Here is a 21331-nt window from a genome sequence, read left to right as displayed (position 1 = left end):
TAAAACTAAAAAACATAAATAAAAAAGTAATAATAAGTCGGATAAAAAAATGCTGAATTAATGGATTTTCACTATTATTAAAAATGATAAAATATGCCTATTTATTAATACCATATTCTGATTAGAAGAATCCAGTAACTGTGATATTTAGTTTTATGTGATTTTAATGAAATAAATACTTTTAGAAAACAATTTTAATGTGCATAAAAAACAACACTTTTATTATTTGATAATAAAAGTGTTAGATAAAAACCTTGATAATGAAAAAAGTATATTAATTATATTATTTTATTTATTTTTTATATCAAGATTATAGTGCTAAGGTGATGAAATATTTTTATTACTTCACACAAAATTTTATAAAGTAAATAATTATTTAAATAATAATTTGAAAATTTCTTCATAATTTTTAACAGAATAGATTTTTATTTTATCTAATATTATTGAGTCAATTGTATTGATATCTCTTTTGTTTTCATAAGGAATTATGAAGTTTGTTATTCCATCTTCAAATGCTGCTTCGATTTTATCTTTAATTCCACCAACAACTTGAACGTTACCTTTTAAATCTATAGAACCTGTAATAGCTCAGTTTGATGGAACTTTTTTATTTAATAAATCTGATACAATTGCGGTTGCAAAGGCGATTCCTGCTGAATCACCATCGCTAGGAATATAAATTTGATCAAATGAAATTGTAAATAGTAAGTTTTGTGTTTCGGTATTTATTTCAAATAATTCTTTATTAGCAAGAACATATCTTAATGCTATTTTAGCAGAATTTAGTGTAGTTGATGATACTTCCGATAAAAATTCGATATGTGGTGTATCAGTTTTTACTATTGAATGAATACAAGTTATATTATGAATTCCTGAATGGAGCTTATAGCTTGAAACAGCTAGTCCATTAACCATGCCGGGAAATTTTTCTTTATTTTTATAAAGTTTCTTGTAATATTTGTAATCCTCTAAAAATTTAGAATAATATTCTCTCAAATTTGCTTCTTCTATATTTTTGATGTTATGTGATATTGCGTAAAAAATCAATGATTCAATTTCTTGTTTTAACTTTCTAACACCCGATTCATTTGTTATATACATGATAATAATTTTTAAGGCCTCAGGGCTAAAAGTTACATAATTTTTTTCAATGATGCCATATTGGTTTTGGAAATCTATTGCTATATTCTGGGCGATTTGAATCTTTTCATCAATGGTATAAGGATTTATCTGTAAAAATTTAACCCTAGATATTATTTCGCTAGGTAAATTTTGAAAATAATTACTAGTTCCAATAAAGATAATTTTCGATAAATCATATTCTACATTTAAATAGTTATCATAAAAATGATCATTTTGTTTTTTATCTAATATATCGAGTAACTCAGCAAATAAACTTGGATGAATTTTGTCAATTTCATCCAATAAAATTACCGGATTAGAAACTCCTACTTCTAACAATTTTTGCAGAATAATGCTTGGCCCATTACTATTACCTCTAAAATATCCTATTTCTGAGAGGTTCCCTAAGGAAATCTTAATAAACTTTCTACCAATTTTATTGGCTAATTTTTCAGCAAAATATGTTTTTCCAGTTCCTGGTTCACCATTTAAAATGTATAATGGTGCTTCTATGCTTTTACTTGTTAATTCACTGAATGCATAATCATCAACAACTATTGATGCAGAATTATATAATTCATTATTATTTTTACGTTGTTTTGTTAAAGTAGTTAATGTCCCAATATAATTATAAAAATCTTTATAAATTGGACTATATGTGGAATTCATATCACTAGAAGTTATATTTGATTTTACCAATTCATTTGTTATTTTTTTTCATGGAAGCTTTATCAAAATTTCATTACGTTTGTTTAACTCTTCCATAAAGGGCTCAAGATTTCCGTTATTAATAGTTTTATTAATTAATATGTTTACTTTCGTTCTTTTATATCTTTCTAAGATATTTTCAGGAATATTTTTAAATTCAGAATAATTTAGATAAGATAAATGTGAATCTAATTTATTTTTAAGTTCATTAAGCTGACTATAAATAGAGTTATTTACAAAGTGATCTGAATAATATTTGATGTTAAAAAGGTTAAATTCTGTATTAACTTTTTCTATAAGATTTATATATTTATCATATGTTACAATCGTTTTTGGAAATTTGATATCACTTTTTAAATCATCTAATAAACAATTTATATCAGTTACAACTTTGTGAATTGATTGTGTATCATTTATCTCATATTTATTTAAAGGATGAAATAATACTTTATAAAATATATTGTTATTAGTAAAACCTATAATTTTTGCGTTAACTTTATAAAGGAAAGTGTTATTGTCGTAAATTTCAAAAACGATACTAGAATTTATTTCCGGTTTTTCTAAAAATGTATAAGAAAACTTAGAACCTCTATAAATAAATTTTTGTGTTTTAATTATATTCATGGTAAACCTCAAATTGATTAGTTTCAAAGCTAAAATATGCTTTAATAGTTTTAATGTTATCAGTAATATCTTTTGCAAAATTATAAAAATGTGAATTCATTAATGAAATATAATATCTCAAAGTATTATATGGATCTCCAACTTTAAATAATGATTCTATATATTCATTTTTATTAATTAATATAATGTTGTAATTTTTAGATAATTCATCTAATTTTAATAATAAAATGTCTTTTAAATCATATTTTCTTAATGGGTTAAAGTACACAAATTCATCTAGATTATTTATAAAATCATTTCCAAAATATGAAGATAATAATGAAAATATTTGTTTATTATTAAATTTGTACTTTGTTAAATCCGAACTATATAAATTGCTTGTGAATGAAAAAATTGTATTTGTAATTTTTAATTTATCACCAGCAATAGAAATAATTTCTTTGGTGGATAACATCGAACCCAAAAATGTTGCTTTAGATAAATAAGCTGATTTTTCAATTTCATCAAACAACACAAAACAATTTGAATTATTTTTTAAATAGTTAAACAAGCTCCTTGAATTTTTTGGATCATCATCTATGATGAAATTCACAAATGATTTATAATCTTGTATTTTTGTGCAATCTATTATTAAAAGTCTATTATTATAAAATGTTTTTGCAATTTGTTTGGACAATTCAGTCTTTCCAACTCCACTCTCTCCTAAAAATAAAAAAGAATGAGTATTTATATAATAATTATTCAAGTTCAAAAATAAATATTTTGAAATAATATTAATCACTTCTTTCTGTGACTTTATATTTCTATTTAGTAATGATTTAATTTCTTCATATGAATATTTATTATTGTTAACAGCAAAATATCGATTTAACTCTTTATTCAGTTTTGAATATGTTAAATCAATTGTTGGATCAATTAGCTTTTCACAATCACGATAAATGGCAGTTGAATATTGTCTTATGTATTTAGTTGTTAGTTTTATATTTTTGTCCGATTTGATCCTGATTTTGCGAGGCAAATTAAATTCAAAAAACTTGTTAATGTTTTCATCTATATTATCAATGATTGATGGTACAGAAATTTTATCGAAGTATGAAAATATTTCACATTCTTTAGCAAATAAATTCATTGCATGATCTGTTGAATATATGATTATTTTAATATAAGGATTGTGCAAAACTTGTTTTATTAATTCAAAATTTCCATAATTAAGAAATCCATTGTTTGAATTGGTGAAACTTAAATCAAAGAAATTTTTAATTACTAAAACTATATTTTTATTTGATAATGAAATGAAATTTAAATATGTCAAAAATTGTTCAATTACATCTTCATAATCACCTCATTTATTTGTTTTTTCTATCTGATAAATTGTTTTTATATCAAAAGTTATGAAATTATATTTATTTTTTTTACTTAGGTTAGAAATAATTTCTTTAATTGTGTTTGAGTTTATTGTATTTAGGAAAACATTTTTATTATTTCTAAAGGATTTCTCTATTTCTTTTGTAGTAGAAAAATATTTTGGAAATTTATATTTTGAACGACTACTTCAAGAGCTAAAATTAATTAGGAATTCATTATTTATATCGAAATTTATTATTTGAGATTTTTTATGAACTGAACCTTCTAAATTTAAAAATAGTAAATCGAATTCTGTTAAACTATCGAAATTAATGTCATTATTCTTTTGGATAGATTTATTTTCATTTTTTAATAAGATTTTTTTATAAAGATCTTTATATTTGTTGAATAATATTAAATCCGTTTTATTTTGCATGTGTATCTTCCTTTTTTTCATACTTAATTCTTATGTTTCCGTATTCGCAAAAAATAATTATTTTACCAGTATTGTATTTGATTAAAAATGGATGCATTTTTTTTAAAATTTCAAATTTTAAATTATTTAATTTCGCATCAGAATATAAATAATTGCCAATATTACGTTTAATTGAATCATAATTAAAAATAATTTTAATATCACTTTCATGTTTTATGCTTTGAATAAAATCGTTAATAAATTTATCTACAACAGGTATATCTATTTCACTATCGTTTAGTATAGTATCTGTAAATCTGGCAATAAATTCTGGTGGGTAAAAATAAGTTAGGAAATCATTTAAAAAACAATTATTTTGAAGATTAAAAGCTTGAATTTTATCATTATCAGAATCGATAAGTATAAATGTATTTAAATAGCAATAATATTTTTGATTATTATTATCAACTAGATAACCTTCATCTAAAATATTTAAGAATTTATTTATTACTGATTTTGGCGCTTTTTGAATGTTGTTAAAACATATAATTGCATTAGGATGATTCTTTATTATATTTATTAGTGAATCCGAAATAAGTGGATTTGAATCAAAAAGAGCTATTGGATTTATTTTATCCAAATCAAGTTCGTAAAAAATCTTATAATTTGATATATTGTTAAAAATATTAGTATCTATATTATTGCCCAATACCATTACCGAGTAAGGTTTAGTTTTTTTTATTTTTTTAGGATCATTAATAATCAACAATGCTTTTGAGATAATTTTTCGAAAATTTTCATTCATATTTATATTTTTCATATCGTTGATTAAATTTGGTATTTTGATATCTCCAAACTCATTATTTAATTTATTTATTAGGAAGGTTGTATATTCATTTTTTTGACAATTATATTCATTTAAAATATCTTCTAATAAAAAATCAGAAAGATAATCATTGCAGAATTTAATGAATGGTATAGTATCATAGATTGGTAAATTTATTTTATCAGCAATAGAATTAGCAATTTTATCAATTGGGATTTCATTTAAATAAATATATTCACAATCACTCGAATCTTTATAATTTATAATATTTTTACAAAAGTTAAATAATCCAACCTTCATTCATATTATATTCGAAGCTTTATAAAACATTTTTTGTGATAACATTTCATCAAAAGTCTCGCTTGTTAGTTTAGTATCATTGCTTGTACCAAAAAATATTATTGGCTCTCAATTTTCAAATCAATAGCATACTTGTTCTTTTGTGGTGAATGAACTTAGCATTTTTTTGAGCTCAATAACCAATGCACCTGTTCTGCCGATATTTTTTGATTCAGTCATTGTTAGAAGCGCTTCAGAACTATGCAATTTAAGATTATGAATGTTATTTATGTTTAGAAAATTATTTATTATGCCTTGCCATATATTCTTATGCAAATTATTATCATAAATGAGTACCAAATTCTTTTTGCTTTGTAAAGCATTAAAAATTTTCTTTAATATTTCATTATCTACATTATTAGAATCTATATTGAATTTAAATTGGTAAAATTCAGTAAAAAGCAATTTAATAAATTTAAAGAAGAATCCCGAGCACTCTTTTAAAACTTCAGCATTTTTTTCTAACGCAGAAATTTTTGAATTTTTATTTATATCATCAATTTTTTTTGAAAAATCAAAATCATATGTTGAATAAAAAAGTCTGTTGCTATAATCATCAGATTGTGGGCGAAAAATATCATCTTTCTTCAGAAATGATAAATTCAAAAATTCTTGATCTAATTTAAATTCACACATTTCATCTTCGTAATCATGTTTTAAAAATAAATAAAATAATTCACTTTTAAAAAAATCATCACGATCATCATTATTAAACAAATTTATTTCAATTTTTTTGGTAATTTTTTCTAGATTTAAGAAGAAGAAAAGAGTTAAAATTTCATTTGTTAAAATTTTATTTTCTAGTCCTTGATTTTTAATAAATAATAAGATGTTATTAATTTGTTTAGTGGCTTGCATAGGGTAAAAACGATCTTCGTATACTATATTTGAATTAATTTCAACATTATTGATGCTATTTATTAATGTTTTTTTAAATTCATTTAATGAACTTATGTATTTTTCTATATCTGCATAAATATTGCAAAATTCTAAAAAAGAAATTTTTTTATTTAACATTTGTCCTCCAAAATACAATTTAATTATATTTTTAATTTTTTTCATAAATACTTTATATCTTCGGAACCAAATATACAAAGAATTATTGATGATAAATATTGAGAACATAGTTCTTCATTATTCATTGTAAATTTATATTTAATAATTAGATTAAGTCATTCTATAATAAAATTATGTAATTTTGAAAAATTTAATGCTTGCATATCACTAATATGAAGTAACTTAAATAAAATACATGAATCTATAGAGTAACTATACTGTTTTATATTGTCATTATATTCTGCTGATAAGAATTTGTTATATTCAATTAAATCATAATCAACGAATAACAAAAATGTTTCTAAATTATCATCTATACTGTTTACTATATTTTGATCAAAATCGTTAGTGTTAAACTCTTTTATTAAATTTTTTAATTCTTTTTTATTTAAAAAAGTCATTTTTTTCTCATTTTTATTAAAGTTAAATATTTTATAGGATTTTAATGAATCCAATATAGATAGAACTGACTCATCACCTGTATATTGGTCTCAAGTTGTTCAAAATTTATCTACAGAAATAAAAAGACTTTTATAATTTTCGATATTTGTAATAAATAAATACATTGATGTTATATTAAGACAATTCAATCAAATTTTAAATAATTTTTCAATTATCTGGATTATTTGTTCTAAGTAATTTAAATATTGATTATATTCATTTTTGTAATTTATTTTATTAATATAAGTTGCGATATCATCTTGTATCTTTTCCATTTCTAAATGAAAGTCTGTTGATATCGATTCTTTAAATTTATTTATTTTTTTTAATAAATTATATGCTTCACCTCTCTTATTGATGAAGTTATTTCTTGTTTTAATTTCAAAAAGGTCAAAAGATTTTTGAAACAAATCAACAATATTTATTAAAAGTGGGGGTTTGCTTTCTGTTTGTAACTCTTCTTTGCCTTCAATTTTTTTTGCTAAAAATAGCGCAATATCTTTATTACTATCAGTTTGGATAAGCTCATTATTAAGTACATAATTTTCAAACTCTAAATATGAACGATAATCATTTATATTTTTAACAATATAATTAGATAATTTATCCCAAAGCATTATTGTAGGTCTTTCTGTCTTTAAATTTGGGATTTCAGAAGAGTTATTATCTAAAAATGATCTAATATTTTTCACCAATTCTTTGTCTATGAAAGCATTGTGCAATCTAGAATTATGAAATTTTAAAACTATATCAAAAAACTTATTTTTTTCATTTTTGTTTTCAAATACACTATCGCTCATAACATAGATAAATTTTATTTGTTTATTTTTCATTTTTAAACTTTTAGAGTTTTCAAGGTATAAATTTAATTCATAGTTTAATTTGTGTAATGAGTTAAATATATTTTTATTTGATAACCTATCTAAGTCTTCAAAAATAATGATTTCTGATTTATTCATTGAAATTAAAGAAAAAATAGTGTGTTTTTGAATTTCAAAAGGTGTTTTTTCATTTTCGGATTCAAATGTAGCAAATGAAGTACCGAAACTTTTTAATTTTATTTTTAAATATTTTTTATTTCGTATGAAATCAATAAGTTTTACAAAAATAAAAGCAATCAATACAAAAAATGTTATAAATGAAAAGATATAAAATGCCATTACATAATATTTAATATTAGGGTTTATATCATTGTCGATGATTACTGAACCCAATGGATTTTTGTCAGGATTCAAAATGGTAATGTTTTGCGATTCACTGCCAAAAATATCCATAGGTATATTTGCTATTTTTAACGCTATGAAGCCTATAATAGAAATAACAGTACAAGAAATTATTATTGATATTATTAGGGCTTTAATTCATGATTTTGTTGTAGCTGTGTTAGAAAAAGTATTTTTAAAAATATTTTTATTTGTTTGGTAGATTAATGAATTTAATATCGTTTTTTGAATGTCAACTTCTGAAATTGTTGTACGTCTCTCTTCTGTCGTGATGGATTTGAATTCTGGAGTAGAAATAAATAGTGGTAGTTTTTTAGTAACATTAGTTATAGCTTGTATTAATTTGGAACATATATATAAATTAGTAAAAATATACTGTATGTTTTTTTTATTTTTAAATAAATCAAGCCCATTTTTTTGACCAAATATTTTGGTGAAATTTTCAAGTTGGATGTCATCATCATCATTATAAAAATTCTTCTCTATAAAAATGATTAATTTCTTTCTTAATAAGAAATTTTTTAATAAAGGATAAAACTTTTCAAAAATATTTTCATTCAGTTGATTATAATAGAATATTTGATTCTTATACTCTTTCTTTGATTCTACCATATCTGCTGTTAATGTTTCATCATCGTAATAATCTTCTTCTTCATCATCATCATTATTATGATAATGAGTAATCTCAGGATTTAGACTCTCATTATTTTCTAAATCTTCTCTATATATAACTTCATCTAAGTATTTTCTAATTCAAGTATCAAAAATTTGCTTTGGAACAATTCTTTTAAATTCATTATTTATATAGAAAGTATTTAAAAATGAAGATTTACCAAACCCAAATTCTGAAATAAATGCCACATTTTTAATATATCTGTTTTCTTTGATAATGCTTTTTGCGTTTTCAGAATTTTCTTCAAAACTAGGAAATGTTTCAATGAAAGTATTATATATATCTTTAATTACATTAGGACTTAAAAACATGGAAGATATATAATGATTTAATTTAGGATATGACTTTGCACTGTATGTTTTTTGATTATTCATTTAATCTGTCTCCTGTAAAATTTCTATAATGTTTTTAGCTATTTCGGAATCTTTATATTTATTTTCTAAAAGGTGAAATTGGTCATATAAATATTTAATAATAGTTATTGGCTCAGAACAATTATGATTTTGCAACAAATACTGATCCAATGTAAAAATATTATTTACTTTACCGCAAATTTCTCTTTGTAAATCTGAAACAAAAGATAAATAATTTTTTATTATAAAAATTAATAATTGAGATTTTAATAATTTATAAAGAAAGTAATAAGTAAATATTTTTGGTTTGCGGTAGGTTAGTTTATATGAATTATTAATTTTGCCTTCAAATTCATACATATTAAACACTAAAAAATATTCTTTATTATCATTGCTTGAATATAATTCAAATAAATTAGGTAAATAATAATTTGTACTTAGTTTAAAAATAAAGTTAGTATTTTCTTTAGTAAAGAATTCACTTAAAGATGGGTATAAATCTTCATGTGTTGAAAAAAATGGCACTTTATTATTTTCATCGATTGAAAGTCAGTAATTTCAACATTCAGATGCTTCATCTAAAAGTTCTCATATTGAATTTGCATATTTTTCATATTCTTTTTTTGAGTTTGAATTTAATAGATTTTTATTGGACGTTGGAAACATTTTTTGGCTTGTACACATTTCACTTGAAATATAATACTTTTGAAAATATGTTAACTCAGAAATATATTTAATATTTAAGAACAATGATAAAAAGAAATAATTATTTTCATTAAAAAATATTAAAAAAATATTATTTTGTTTATCATCTTCATCGATTTGCCAAGAGAAATAATTAAATGACTTAGTATTCATTATTTTTTCATAAATAGCAGAATTATGTTTTTTTATAAAATTATATATTTGTGAATTTTGTTCATTATTTTTAGACCTATATTTATCATCAAGACAAATAAAAGGCATATTATCATTTGCAGTGATATCTGGAGAATCAATTTGATTTATACCCCTCATATCTATATCATTTAATTTTAATAAGTGCAAAATATTAATGGATTTACTATTTCGCATATTTTTTAATAATTCATCTGAAATTAATATAAATGGGTTAATATTGCATAATGAATCTGTATTGTTGTGTTCTATCTTTAACGAATTATTATTAATAAAAGACCAAATAAAGAAGACTCTATTATTATTAAAATTTTCAATTTGTTTTATATGATCAAGCTTGTTATTTTTAATTAACACTTCAAATTTTCCTATATTTTCTAATGTTATTTCGATTTTAGATTCAACAAAATCGAATGAATCATTTAGGCATATTTCATTTATTTTTATATTGTATTCTTTTTCGTCTACTATAACACTAATATTGCTTTTATGATCATAATAATGTAATTTATAATCGTTATTTCAAGAAATTAATAGTTTTCAACTAGATTTTTTTACATTTAAAAATAAATTTAATGGTATGTTATTTTCTTCTTCGTTTTCTTTAATCTCATAAGTGGTCAAATCGATTTCTATATTTTTTCTATCATCAAAAAATATATCAATGTTTTTGTTTAAAATTTTATTTATATTGCTTGATAGCATTTTGTCAAGTTCTAAAATATTTACTTTGAAATTAGAAATATATGTAACGAAAGTTATAGATTCCCGAGAATATACTTTTCTAATAAATAAGCTTATTGCAAAATTTATTTGTTTACTTTTTGAATCATAGTTTAAAAAGTTTCGAAATATGGCGTAATCACTATATTTATTCTCTAATTCATAAATTTTGTTAATATTTTCACTTAAAAAATTTGATATCAATATAAAACTTTTTAATTCTTTTGGGATCACTAAATTATCTTTGTTCACAAAAATTGGTTTTATATTAAAAAGAAGTGATGATTTATCTGCTGAAAAACTCACAAAATCATTTATATCCTTAAATATTGTAAATTTTACGTTATCATTTTTCTTTAAGAAAATTCACACATTTTTTAAAAATCGCTCTTTATTTTTTATTAGTGAAATATCAGAAATAAATAAATAACATCTTTTTTGTTTTTTTATTGGTTTAATAATCGCATTTTTAAAGAACTGAATATCTAATAAATCCCACATAAAATAGGAAAAATATAATTTAGTGTATTCCTTCCACTTTCTATCTTTAAATAGCAAGGTGGCATTTATATAATTTTGGCCAAAATCAGAATCTGTAGACTGAACTGGTATATTTATTTTGTTCAAGTTATTTTCTAAAAGTGAAACAATTGTATCGAAAGTAAGCTCATTTTTATGTTTCTTTTTTCATTTTTTAATTTTTCTTTCAATTTTTTTACTTTCAATTTTCTTGAATATTTCATTTATATTGGTTATTCCTAAACTAATTACTCAAATTTTAAAAAATGCAGAAACATTATCACTAAATTGATCATAAGAATTTTCGCTTTGGGATAAAAAAAATTCAACAAAATTTTCATTAATTATCTGATTTTTAACAGATAAAAATATATAAAAAAGTTCATATAAATTAAAGTTCTCAGTTTTTTCATTTTTTAATATCTTCATAATTAAATTATCTGTTTTTTTTAATTTTTTCAAAATAGAAATAGTTTAAATATGAAAAAATGTGGAATAAAACTGAAATTCCCACTTTTATACAAGAATTTATGCATCATATTGTAAAATCTCAAAAGCACTTTTTGCATCAAAGAATTAATCCCATAATTAGATTTTTAGAAATCATTATTGTTTAAAATTTTATAATTGCAGCATAAGTTTAATTTATTAAAATCCAGTGATGACAAGTTATGGAATAACTTCTTATTTTAAAATAAAATACTAATTTCAGATTTCATTCACAAGTTTTTAGTACACATTATTATATTTGTGAATACAATTTTTGATTTATAATATTACCTATTGAAAGGGAGTGATGAATTTAGAACAAAAGTATTGATACCTTAAACACTCATTTTTATCTTGGACTGGAACAGATAATAACTTTGCAAATAACCTATCGATTACTTTAATTTTAATGAAAATAGGTCTCATTGCAACTGTTCTTTTTGTGATCTTTTGATGAATATTTAAAAGACAAATCCAAGCTTCATGACAAAAAAATAAACCTTCAGCAAAAGTGCAAGAAATCTTAATAAGAGCAACAGGAATTCTACTATTAATTGGAATGTTTTTACGTTCATTAAATATGGGACTAAGCCACTATCCAAGAATTTGAGAATCGATTCCATTGCATTTCTGTCGTTTGGTTGGATTATGTATCGGAATTATTCTTGCACTAAATAAACCAAAAGCTTTACGCTTTTTTGCGACAGCAGCATATTTAGGTGCTTTTATTGCTTTAGCAATTCCTGATTTAAAAATTGTTTATACACCAAGAGAAACCTTTACAGTTTTTGGACAAAGTTTTCAAACTGGGGTTGATGTAACTTATTATGTAGCGTGAAATAATGTTTACTTCTATGATCTTATGGGGTTACACGTTTTCATTATTATTTCAGTTACAGTTTTTGGAGTTTTATATCCATACAAATTAACGGTAAGTGATGTTGCTACTCAATGTAAAATTTTCTTAGCATTCTTATTAACTGTATTTACAATAAACGCTTTCACTGATGCTTTAGCACCAATTGAATGAAAAAGCAATTACTTTTATACTGGAATGAATCAATATAATGGTTTTGCAAACTTACTTGGACCATTACTTCATTGACCAACTAACTTGATTACTTTATCAATTCTTGGATCACTTTACTTTTTTGCTAGTGCATACTTATTTGAACTGCAAGATAAAGTTGTTTTCTCATTTAACAAAGAAAAGAAATTTATTTCACTGGCAGCTAGTGAAAAAGGTTTTATCGAATCATTGAAAAATGTTAACAAAAAAATCCGTGCTTAACGGATTTTTTATTTATTTTTACGTCTCTTTCTTAGTATTATAAAGAGTGGTATTCCAATTAAAGGAATAATTAATAGAGCTAATCAAGCTAATTGTGAATGAGAAGATGAAGGCTGATTAGTAACTTCTGGAGAAGAATGTAACGGTGTATCAGGTTCAGGATTAGGAACTGGTACAGGTTCAACTGGTGTAGGAACTACAGGTGTAGGTTCTGGTTCTGGATTTACAGGTTCAGGTTCAACTGGTGTAGGTTTCGGTTCAGCTGGACTTGGTTCAGGTTCAGGAGTTACTGGACTTGGTTCAGGATTAGGCTCAGGATCGGGAACTACAGGTGTAGGTTCAGGTTCAGGGTTTACTGGATTTGGATTAGGCTCAGGCTCTACTGGTTCTGGATGAGGTTCAGGCTCAGGGCTTACTGGATTAGGATTGGGTTCAGGTTCTACTGGTTCAGGGTTATCAATATTTAATGATTTTTTAACTTCATTATAATAAGTTTCTATTTTTGAATAAATATTTTGTAAATCATTAAAAGTTAAATCATCTGAGCTTGCTTTAGCAATTTCCTGATCAAGGAAACTGGTAATTTCTTCATTACGTTGGGCTAATTTTGCTTCATTATCTTTTAATAATTGTTTAAAGGTATTAGCTAGCTCATTGATTTGAGTTTGATTAGTTTGATATTTTTCAACTAGTGAGTTTGCTTGCACTTTTGCTGTTTGATAAGCATCTTGGGCTTTAGTTAGAATTATATTTAATTCACTATTATCAAAATTATATTCAAGATCATTATCAAACTTATTGATTTGAGTTTGGTAATTATTTTTTACTTCTGATTCAATAGGAAGTGAAAAGTCATTTGCTTTAGTTAATAAGTCTTCTAAATCAGTTTTAGCTGTTTTATAAGCTTTGTCATAGACTAATTGACTTGCGATCTTTTCTTTTAATGCTTGAATTTCGTTTTGAATATTTGTAGCTGCTTGGAGATTATCTAAAGCATTTATATCATTTTGAATTTTGCTAAAGTCAGCTTTATTATGTTCAATTATAGTTGTAATGCTATTTTGCATTGGCTCTAAAGCTTTTAATTCTTTAGATAAGTTAGTTTGTTTATTTTTTAAAGCTTTCTTTTGCTCTAGTGCTAAGCTATAGGCTTGTTTAATTTTGTTAATAGCATCTGAAATGTTTGAACTTGTTATTTGACTTAGCTCTTTAGGACTAAAGATTGGTAATGAATTAATACCTTGTAACTTGCTTAGATATGCAGCAGCAATAAGTTTTAAGTTTTCTGGGGCGTTAAACTCAGCAACTTTAGCTTGATACTGTTGCATAGTGCTTAATAAAGTTTTATATTCAGGTTGAATATTAATAACTTGTTGAATTGTTGCTTGTAATTGTTGAATTTGATTTTGTAATTGTTCTTTTTGCTCTAAAGTAAAGCTTAATGAATTTAAACTTGCACTAATTGTGCTTGCTTGTTGAGTTAAATGTTCCTTAACCATTTCAAATTGGGATAATTCAATTTGATTAATTTGGCCTTTAACATTAGATAAGTTGTCTTTTAAAGTATCTAAAACTTGTTTCACAATTTCTTTTTCTTGATTTTGGAACACGATAAGTTCATTTTGGATTTGTTGAGTTAATTCTTTAATTTCAAAAGTGTTTAATGTATCACTTAATTGATGTTGATTTATAAAACTATTAATATTTGCAACTAAATTATTAAATAAAGGATTTGTTAATTTTGCAGCAAAATTATTTAATACTTTTAATGCTTGCTCGTAGTTTGATTTAGCTAAATTATATTGTTCTAATGCAACTTGTCTTTCTTTTGCTGCATTAGCTTGATAAGCAGTAAATTGATTACTGATTTGAGTTAGTTGATCAAGATTAAAATCAAAACTTAATTGATTTAGAAACTTATCAATACCTGATTGATAAGAGTCTAACATATTATCATAAGCTGGTAAATTATATTGATCAGCTGCATTATTTTTAGCTGCTTGGAGTTGATTTTGTAAAGCTTGATATGACTGTGCGTATGAATTATCAAGACTAATATTATTTGCTAATGTGTTAATTGCTTGCTTAATTGTGTTAGCATTTTGAGGATTCTTAAGTTGTTCAATATCTTGCTTAATTTTATTTATTTCACTTGCTAAGTGGGCTAAAATTTGCTCTTTAGCACTAGAAGTTGCACTTTGAAGTGTTTTTTCTAATTCATTTGATAGCTCTTGTTTTTTATTGTCTAAATCAATTTGATCACGTTTTTTAATGCCAACTTGATAAGCTTGTGAAATTTGGTTAAGTAATGGTTGTAATGAATTTGACTTAATGCTTTCTAAATTTTGAGCTTGATAAATGCTTGAATCTTTTACTTGTGAAACTACTTTATTAAATTCTGCTAAAACTGAAGCATATTGGGCTGCTTGGAATTGTTTTTGCCCTTGAGCTATTAAATTATTAATTTGATCGTAATCACGTTTTCAACTAGGCCCTACTTGTAATAAGTGATTAATTTTATCAATTAGTTCAATAACATTGGCTTTGTCGTTAAATGGTTTAGAACTATCTTGTAATAATTCTAAATATTTACCTGCTTGTTGTAAGTAATTTGTTTTATATGAAGCGAATTCTTGAATATTGAATTCTTCTAATTGTTTAATTGTACTTTTTAATTGATTAATTAATTCATTAATGTCTGTTTGAGCAGCTAAATATTCTTGTTTTAAGTGATTTAGGGCAGTTGTTAATTCATCATATTTTGCTTGAATTTGATCACTTTGTAAACTTGTTTGCAATAGTGAGTTAAATTCATTTGCTAATGAATTAACTGTTTCTTTTTGTTGTTCACTAGCATGAAGATAGTAATCTTCTTGTTGGTAATTTAAAGCTTGATATGAAGCTTTAATTTTATTAATAAAGCTATTTAATTCAGTTGCTTGTTGCATTTGAAGATTAAAGCTATCAAGTGTGGCTTGTTCATTTAAAATAACTAATTCTTGTTGTTTTTGGCCAGCTGAAAGTGAATCTAATGTAGCTAACTTTTGCTCTGGTAAATTATCTTTTTCAAGTTGACTAAATTCTTTAGTTGCTTCCAGATAGGTATTAACATTAGAAATTGATAATTCAGAATTATTAATTTTTGAATTTAATGTGTTCTTTTGATAAGTGAACAATTTATTTGAAGCTGTAACTTGAGCTATAAAGTTTTTTACAGTTTCCTTATAGTTAGCTGCAATTGCTTCATTAACTTGATTAATTTGTTCAACTCCTTGAGTAAAGCTTTCTAAACTAGCTGAATTATTAATAGTTTCATTAGCCTTTTGTAATGCCTCATTTAGTTTTTGTGAGTTTTCTGCTGAAAGAATATTACCATTAGCAAGTGCTAGAGATAAATCATTAAGAGAATTTGTAGCTTGTTTTAAATTTATTGTAGCTTGTCTTAAGTTGATAATTGAATTAAATTTAGTAATAAATTTCTCAGGAACTAAATCTGCAGTTGTACCAAAATTCAATAATTTACGTTCTTCAGCATTTAATGGAGCTAAAAAGTCTTCTTGAGTAGTTTGTAATGGATTTAATTCATTGATTTGCTCAATTTGCTTTAAAAGAGCTTGTAATTTTGTAGCTAGATCAGAACCATTTAAAGCAGCTATCATTTTAATGTAACCTTGTTTTTGCCAGTCAAATAAATTAGGTAAATCATAAACATGTTTTTCACTTTGGAAAAGGGCTATAATGTTTTGCTTAATTAATTCAATTTGTCCAATTTGGCTTTTTAAAGTTTCAAGAGGAGTGGGATTCAATCCTTGTTCATTTATTTCTGTTTTTAATTGATTAATAGCTGCTAAATAAGATTCTCTTAAAGCAGTTGTAAATTCATTAAATTTGTACTCTGTTTTAAATGTTTCATTTTTAGCTAGTAAAGCTTTTGCTTCATTTAATGTATCGCTATAGTTTTTAAAGCTAGTTGTAATTGCATCAATATTAGTCAAGCTTTCTACAGCTGGTTTAATTTGATTGCTAAAGAGTAAAACCTCTGCCTTAGATAATTTATATTGAGCAATAAGTTGATTTAAATTAGAAATAAAGTCTGAAAGTTGATTAAGTTGAGCTGAAAAAGCTGACAATTGATTTTTTAGATCACTATAAACCTCAAGACCAGTAGCGATATTGTAATTTTGGTTAAATTGAGTATTTAATTGTGCTATTTTAGCTTTATAATCTGCTAATTTCTTTTCTCATACTTCAATACCTAAGTTTTTATAAGGATAATGAATTATGATTTGACTTAATTGACTAGCGCTAGTTGCATATATTTGAGCATCTAATACTAAATAATTATTCATATTTAAATAATTTTCAATATATTGCTTAACCTTATTAAAATTAATTTCATTATTAGAAATATTTGTATTAAGTTGTGTTTTAAAAGTTGTCTCTAAGTTTCTTTTTAAAGTTTGAATAGTACTTGGCTCAAGGATTAAAGCTAAATTACTGCTATTTTTATCTAATAAAGAACTATTTGTATTAAAGGCATTTTCTAATTCTTTAATTAAATTATCCATATTACTTTTATCTTGAGCAAATTTACTTTTTAATTCAGTTAATTTTGTCTCATTAGTTTGAGTAGGTCTTAAAATAGTTTTAAGTACCTCAAAATAAGTATTATTTAGGTAACTATCTAAATTTGGTAAGCCATGAGCTTGTTTAATTTTATTTTTTCATTGGTTTAAATCAGCCTTAAATGCTTCAATGTTTTGATTATGTACAGTATTAATAACATTGACATTGTAACTAAATTGATTATAAGCTCTAGCTGGGTAAAAAGCATTAGCAGGAGTCATTCTGTATGCATTAATGGTGTAACTTGCATTTAATGGGAAATAAATGTTTGAATTTAGTTCAGCTGTATATTGATTTTTAACACCTTCTGGAACTGTAAAACTAGCAATAATTTGATTTCCTTGTTTAACTTCAACATTATAACCTGCTAAATTTTCTCCTTGAATTGTAAGATGATTGTCATTTACAAGTGGATTTGAAGCAGAAAATTTAGTATTTCAAGTGCTAATGTAGTTATGTTTTAATTGTTCATCAGTTAAATAATAGTTTCTTTTGAAGACGTTTTCAATAATTGCTGGACCAGGATAATCCATATAAACAAGACCTAATTTAGTGTATTGCTCATTGTCTGATAATACTTTATTAAATTTTGGGTTTAAATCTGCAGAGGAATTATAAGGATATCCACCAGCAACTGAAAAGAAGTTTAAATATAATTGTCTTGAATCGTAAGCATTATCATTAGCTAGTGGCATAAATTTAACAGCATCATTATATTTTTGCTCATAGGAAGCATTATAGTTATCTTGCATAGTGCTTCTGCTAATTGCTTCTCAATAGTTAAATCCACCTGATCATACTTTAGCTTTATAGTTATTTTGAATTTCAATCATTTTAGATTGAACTTTATTGTGTCAAAAGTTTGCTATAACAATTTTCCCTCTTAGGTTTTTAAGTTTAAAATCATTTTGTGATAATTGCCAAAATTCCAATCCTTGAGGATTAAATAAGCGATTATAAATTTTAGGTTGGCTTAATAACTTTAAATAGTTTTCAGCAGCTTGATTAGCATATCAAGCATTATTAACATCAAATGATTCATCTTTTACTCTTAAAAAAATGAATTCACTGGGATTCTTTTCTAAGAAGTCTGCCATGCTATTTAATGCATCTGTAAGTGTTGAATATAAATAAGTAGCACCGTGACGAATGTTTATTTGACTATCTGAACGTAAGTCGAAAGCTCTAATTCCGGCATTGAGTTGTTGAGTGTAACTCATTGCTTGTGTCCGACCATATCTTCAACCAAATGTTCAAGCTGCACCATATCCTTCTCATGCGCCACTATCATGAGTCCCTGGAAGAGACATTTGGAATAATGTTTTATTATCATTTACATCTTTCATTCATTGGTTGGCTTGATATTTTCCATAATATCTTGGATATTCAGTGCTTGCAGATTGTGTTCTAAAGTAAACATATGCTGAATTATTATCTTTTCAAATTTCAGTATTGGAAACAGATACTGATCCTGTTGGGTTGGAAGCAAGTAGCACAGTAGACATGATAGGTAGGCTTAATACTGGACTTGCTTTTAATAATAATTTTGCTTTCTTGTTCATAGCGACTCCTTCTTTCAAATTTTTATACTATTATAATATATTAAGTTTTATATAAAAATATATTTTTTATATAAAAAAGGGCAAGAAAAAATGCCTTTTTAGGCATTTGAAAGGTTATTAATATCCACCTTTAGATTCTTTTCCTTCAATAATTGCTACTGAACGACTTGTTCCGAATCTTGTAGCTCCAGCTTCATACATAGCGATTAAATCATCCATGTTTGAAATTCCACCTGCAGCTTTAATTAATAATGTGTCTCCACATACACTTTTCATGATTTTGATATCGTTTAAGTTAGCACCTCTAAAGCTAAATCCTGTAGATGTTTTAATAAATTCAGCTCCTGATTTCATAACGATTTCTGTAGCTTTTCTAATTTCATCTTCAGTTAATAAAGCAGTTTCGATAATAACTTTTAATACATGTGATCCACATGCTTCTTTAACTTTTTTAATGTCGTTTAAAACGTATTCGTAATCACCTTGTTTAAATCTACCAATGTTAATTACCATATCGATTTCATCTGCACCGTGTTCGATAGCTAATTTAGCTTCGTGTGCTTTAGCTTGAGTAATCATAGCTCCTAGAGGGAAACCTACAACTGATGTAATTCCTACACCTGTTCCTTGTAATTTTTCAGCAACATATTTAACTCATGAAGAGTTTACACAAACTGTTTTAAAATCATATTTAACAGCTTCATCTACTAATTTATCAATATCTTTTTTAGTAGCTTCTGGTTTTAAATATGTGTGGTCGATCATTTTATTGTAATTCATAATCTTTTCCTTTTTCCTTCTCTTATTTTAATTTATCTAAAATAATTTTGTTTTCCACTTTAGCTTGATTGAATTTGTATCCATTCTTAAGCTCTTCAACTAATTCAGTATCAATTGGGTTTGAAGAGTAAAGTGTGAATAATACATCACCTTTTTTAACTTCTTCATTTGTTTTCTTGTTAAGAGTAATTCCTGCTTCGAAATCAATTGAATCTTCTTTAGTTTTTCTACCTGCTCCAAGTTTCATTGAAACGATTCCGAATGTTAATGCATCAAAAATTTCTAAGTAACCTTCTTGATCAGCAATAACTTCTAATTTGTATTTTGGATTTCAGAATGTTGGAGATTTTAAAGCTTCTACATCACCATGTTGAACTGTAACGAATTCATAGAATTTGTCTAAAGCTCTACCTGATTCAATAGCATCTTTAACCATTGCAAGGGCTTCTTCGTGGTTTGAAGCAATTTTAGCTTGTTCTAATATTGTTGCACATGAAGAGTAAACTAATTCATTAAAGTCTTGTGGTCCTTTACCTTGTAAAGTTCACATAGCTTCTAGTACTTCATTTTTATTTCCTATTTCTCTACCGATTGGTCTAGACATGTTTGTAATTTCAGCTCTAACATCAACATTAAGTTCTTTACCAATGTTAATCATTGTACGAGCTAATTCACGAGCAGATTCAAGATTTTTCATGAATGCACCATTACCACATTTTACGTCTAGTAAAATAGCATTTGATCCAGTAGCAAGTTTTTTAGACATGATAGAAGATGCAATAAGAGGAATAGATTCAACTGTTGATGTAACGTCTCTTAAAGCATATAATTTTTTGTCAGCTGGTACAAGTTGTGCACTTTGTCCAATAACTGCAATACCATGGTTTTTAACTTGTTCAATGAAGTCTTTTTCACTAACTTCAACTGTGAATCCAGGAATTGATTCAAGTTTGTCGATTGTTCCACCTGTGTGTCCTAATCCACGCCCACTCATTTTAGCAACTGGAGCTCCACAAGCAGCAACAATAGGTGCTACTGCTAATGTAGTTTTGTCTCCAATTCCACCTGTTGAGTGTTTATCAACTTTAATTCCTGGGATAGCTGATAGGTCAATAACATCACCAGAGTGCATCATGTATTTTGTCATTGTGGCAATTTCTCTTGATGTCATGCCATTAAACATAACAGCCATTAAGAAAGCACTCATTTGGTAATCTGGTGTTTCATTTTTAACGTATGAAGTAATTAAGAATTTAATTTCTTCATTTGTTAATTCTTTATTTAAACGTTTTTTTTCGATTATATCTACTACACGCATAA

9 protein-coding genes are annotated in these 21331 nt (G+C 25.0%); 1 reads left to right on the top strand and 8 read right to left on the bottom strand.

Annotation, left to right across the window (positions count from 1 at the left end; all coding sequences use genetic code 4):
- Positions 1 to 372: 372 nt before the first annotated feature.
- Genes ACM0L0_RS01885 through ACM0L0_RS01865 form a run of 5 tightly spaced genes read right to left on the bottom strand, consistent with a single transcriptional unit; the run spans position 373 to position 11692 of the window.
- On the bottom strand, positions 373 to 2454 hold the full coding sequence (locus ACM0L0_RS01885) for a S16 family serine protease (RefSeq protein ID WP_416738287.1): 2082 nt from the start codon (positions 2452 to 2454) through the stop codon (positions 373 to 375).
- Positions 2441 to 4234 (bottom strand): AAA family ATPase, encoded by a 1794-nt coding sequence (locus tag ACM0L0_RS01880; RefSeq protein ID WP_416738286.1) that lies wholly within the window; start codon positions 4232 to 4234, stop codon positions 2441 to 2443. The genes ACM0L0_RS01885 and ACM0L0_RS01880 overlap by 14 nt, the downstream gene beginning before the upstream one ends.
- Positions 4224 to 6440 (bottom strand): AAA family ATPase, encoded by a 2217-nt coding sequence (locus tag ACM0L0_RS01875; RefSeq protein WP_416738285.1) that lies wholly within the window; start codon positions 6438 to 6440, stop codon positions 4224 to 4226. Before ACM0L0_RS01875 ends, ACM0L0_RS01880 begins: the two co-directional genes overlap by 11 nt.
- The gene (locus ACM0L0_RS01870) at positions 6419 to 9145 is read right to left on the bottom strand and encodes a hypothetical protein (protein ID WP_416738284.1); all 2727 of its coding nucleotides are present in this window, start codon (positions 9143 to 9145) and stop codon (positions 6419 to 6421) included. The genes ACM0L0_RS01875 and ACM0L0_RS01870 overlap by 22 nt, the downstream gene beginning before the upstream one ends.
- On the bottom strand, positions 9146 to 11692 hold the full coding sequence (locus tag ACM0L0_RS01865; protein WP_416738282.1) for a hypothetical protein: 2547 nt from the start codon (positions 11690 to 11692) through the stop codon (positions 9146 to 9148).
- A 367-nt stretch (positions 11693 to 12059) separates the two neighbouring features.
- Here ACM0L0_RS01865 and ACM0L0_RS01860 point away from each other — a divergent pair, with 367 nt between their 5' ends.
- Positions 12060 to 13043 carry a YwaF family protein gene (locus ACM0L0_RS01860; RefSeq protein WP_416738281.1) on the top strand — a complete coding sequence of 328 codons (984 nt, stop codon included), beginning with the start codon at positions 12060 to 12062 and terminating at the stop codon, positions 13041 to 13043.
- A gap of 8 nt (positions 13044 to 13051) precedes the next feature.
- On the opposite strand, the gene ACM0L0_RS01855 is transcribed toward ACM0L0_RS01860, so the two are convergent.
- The 3 genes from ACM0L0_RS01855 to ACM0L0_RS01845 all read right to left on the bottom strand — a co-directional run bounded on the left by ACM0L0_RS01855 (position 13052) and on the right by ACM0L0_RS01845 (position 21329).
- Complete coding sequence (locus ACM0L0_RS01855) at positions 13052 to 19231, bottom strand: hypothetical protein (protein ID WP_416738280.1); 6180 nt, start codon at positions 19229 to 19231, stop codon at positions 13052 to 13054.
- A 117-nt stretch (positions 19232 to 19348) separates the two neighbouring features.
- Positions 19349 to 20011, bottom strand: coding sequence for a deoxyribose-phosphate aldolase (deoC, locus tag ACM0L0_RS01850; RefSeq protein WP_416738279.1), 663 nt, complete (start codon positions 20009 to 20011; stop codon positions 19349 to 19351).
- 22 nt (positions 20012 to 20033) lie between these two features.
- Complete coding sequence (locus ACM0L0_RS01845) at positions 20034 to 21329, bottom strand: pyrimidine-nucleoside phosphorylase (RefSeq protein ID WP_416738278.1); 1296 nt, start codon at positions 21327 to 21329, stop codon at positions 20034 to 20036.
- Between the last annotated feature and the right edge of the window lie 2 nt (positions 21330 to 21331).

The organism is Mycoplasma razini (assembly GCF_048076865.1).
Lineage (GTDB): Bacteria > Bacillota_I > Bacilli_A > Mycoplasmatales > Metamycoplasmataceae > Mycoplasmopsis.
Note: the sequence above shows the minus strand (reverse complement) of the source record. Positions and strands in the feature narration are given on the sequence as shown.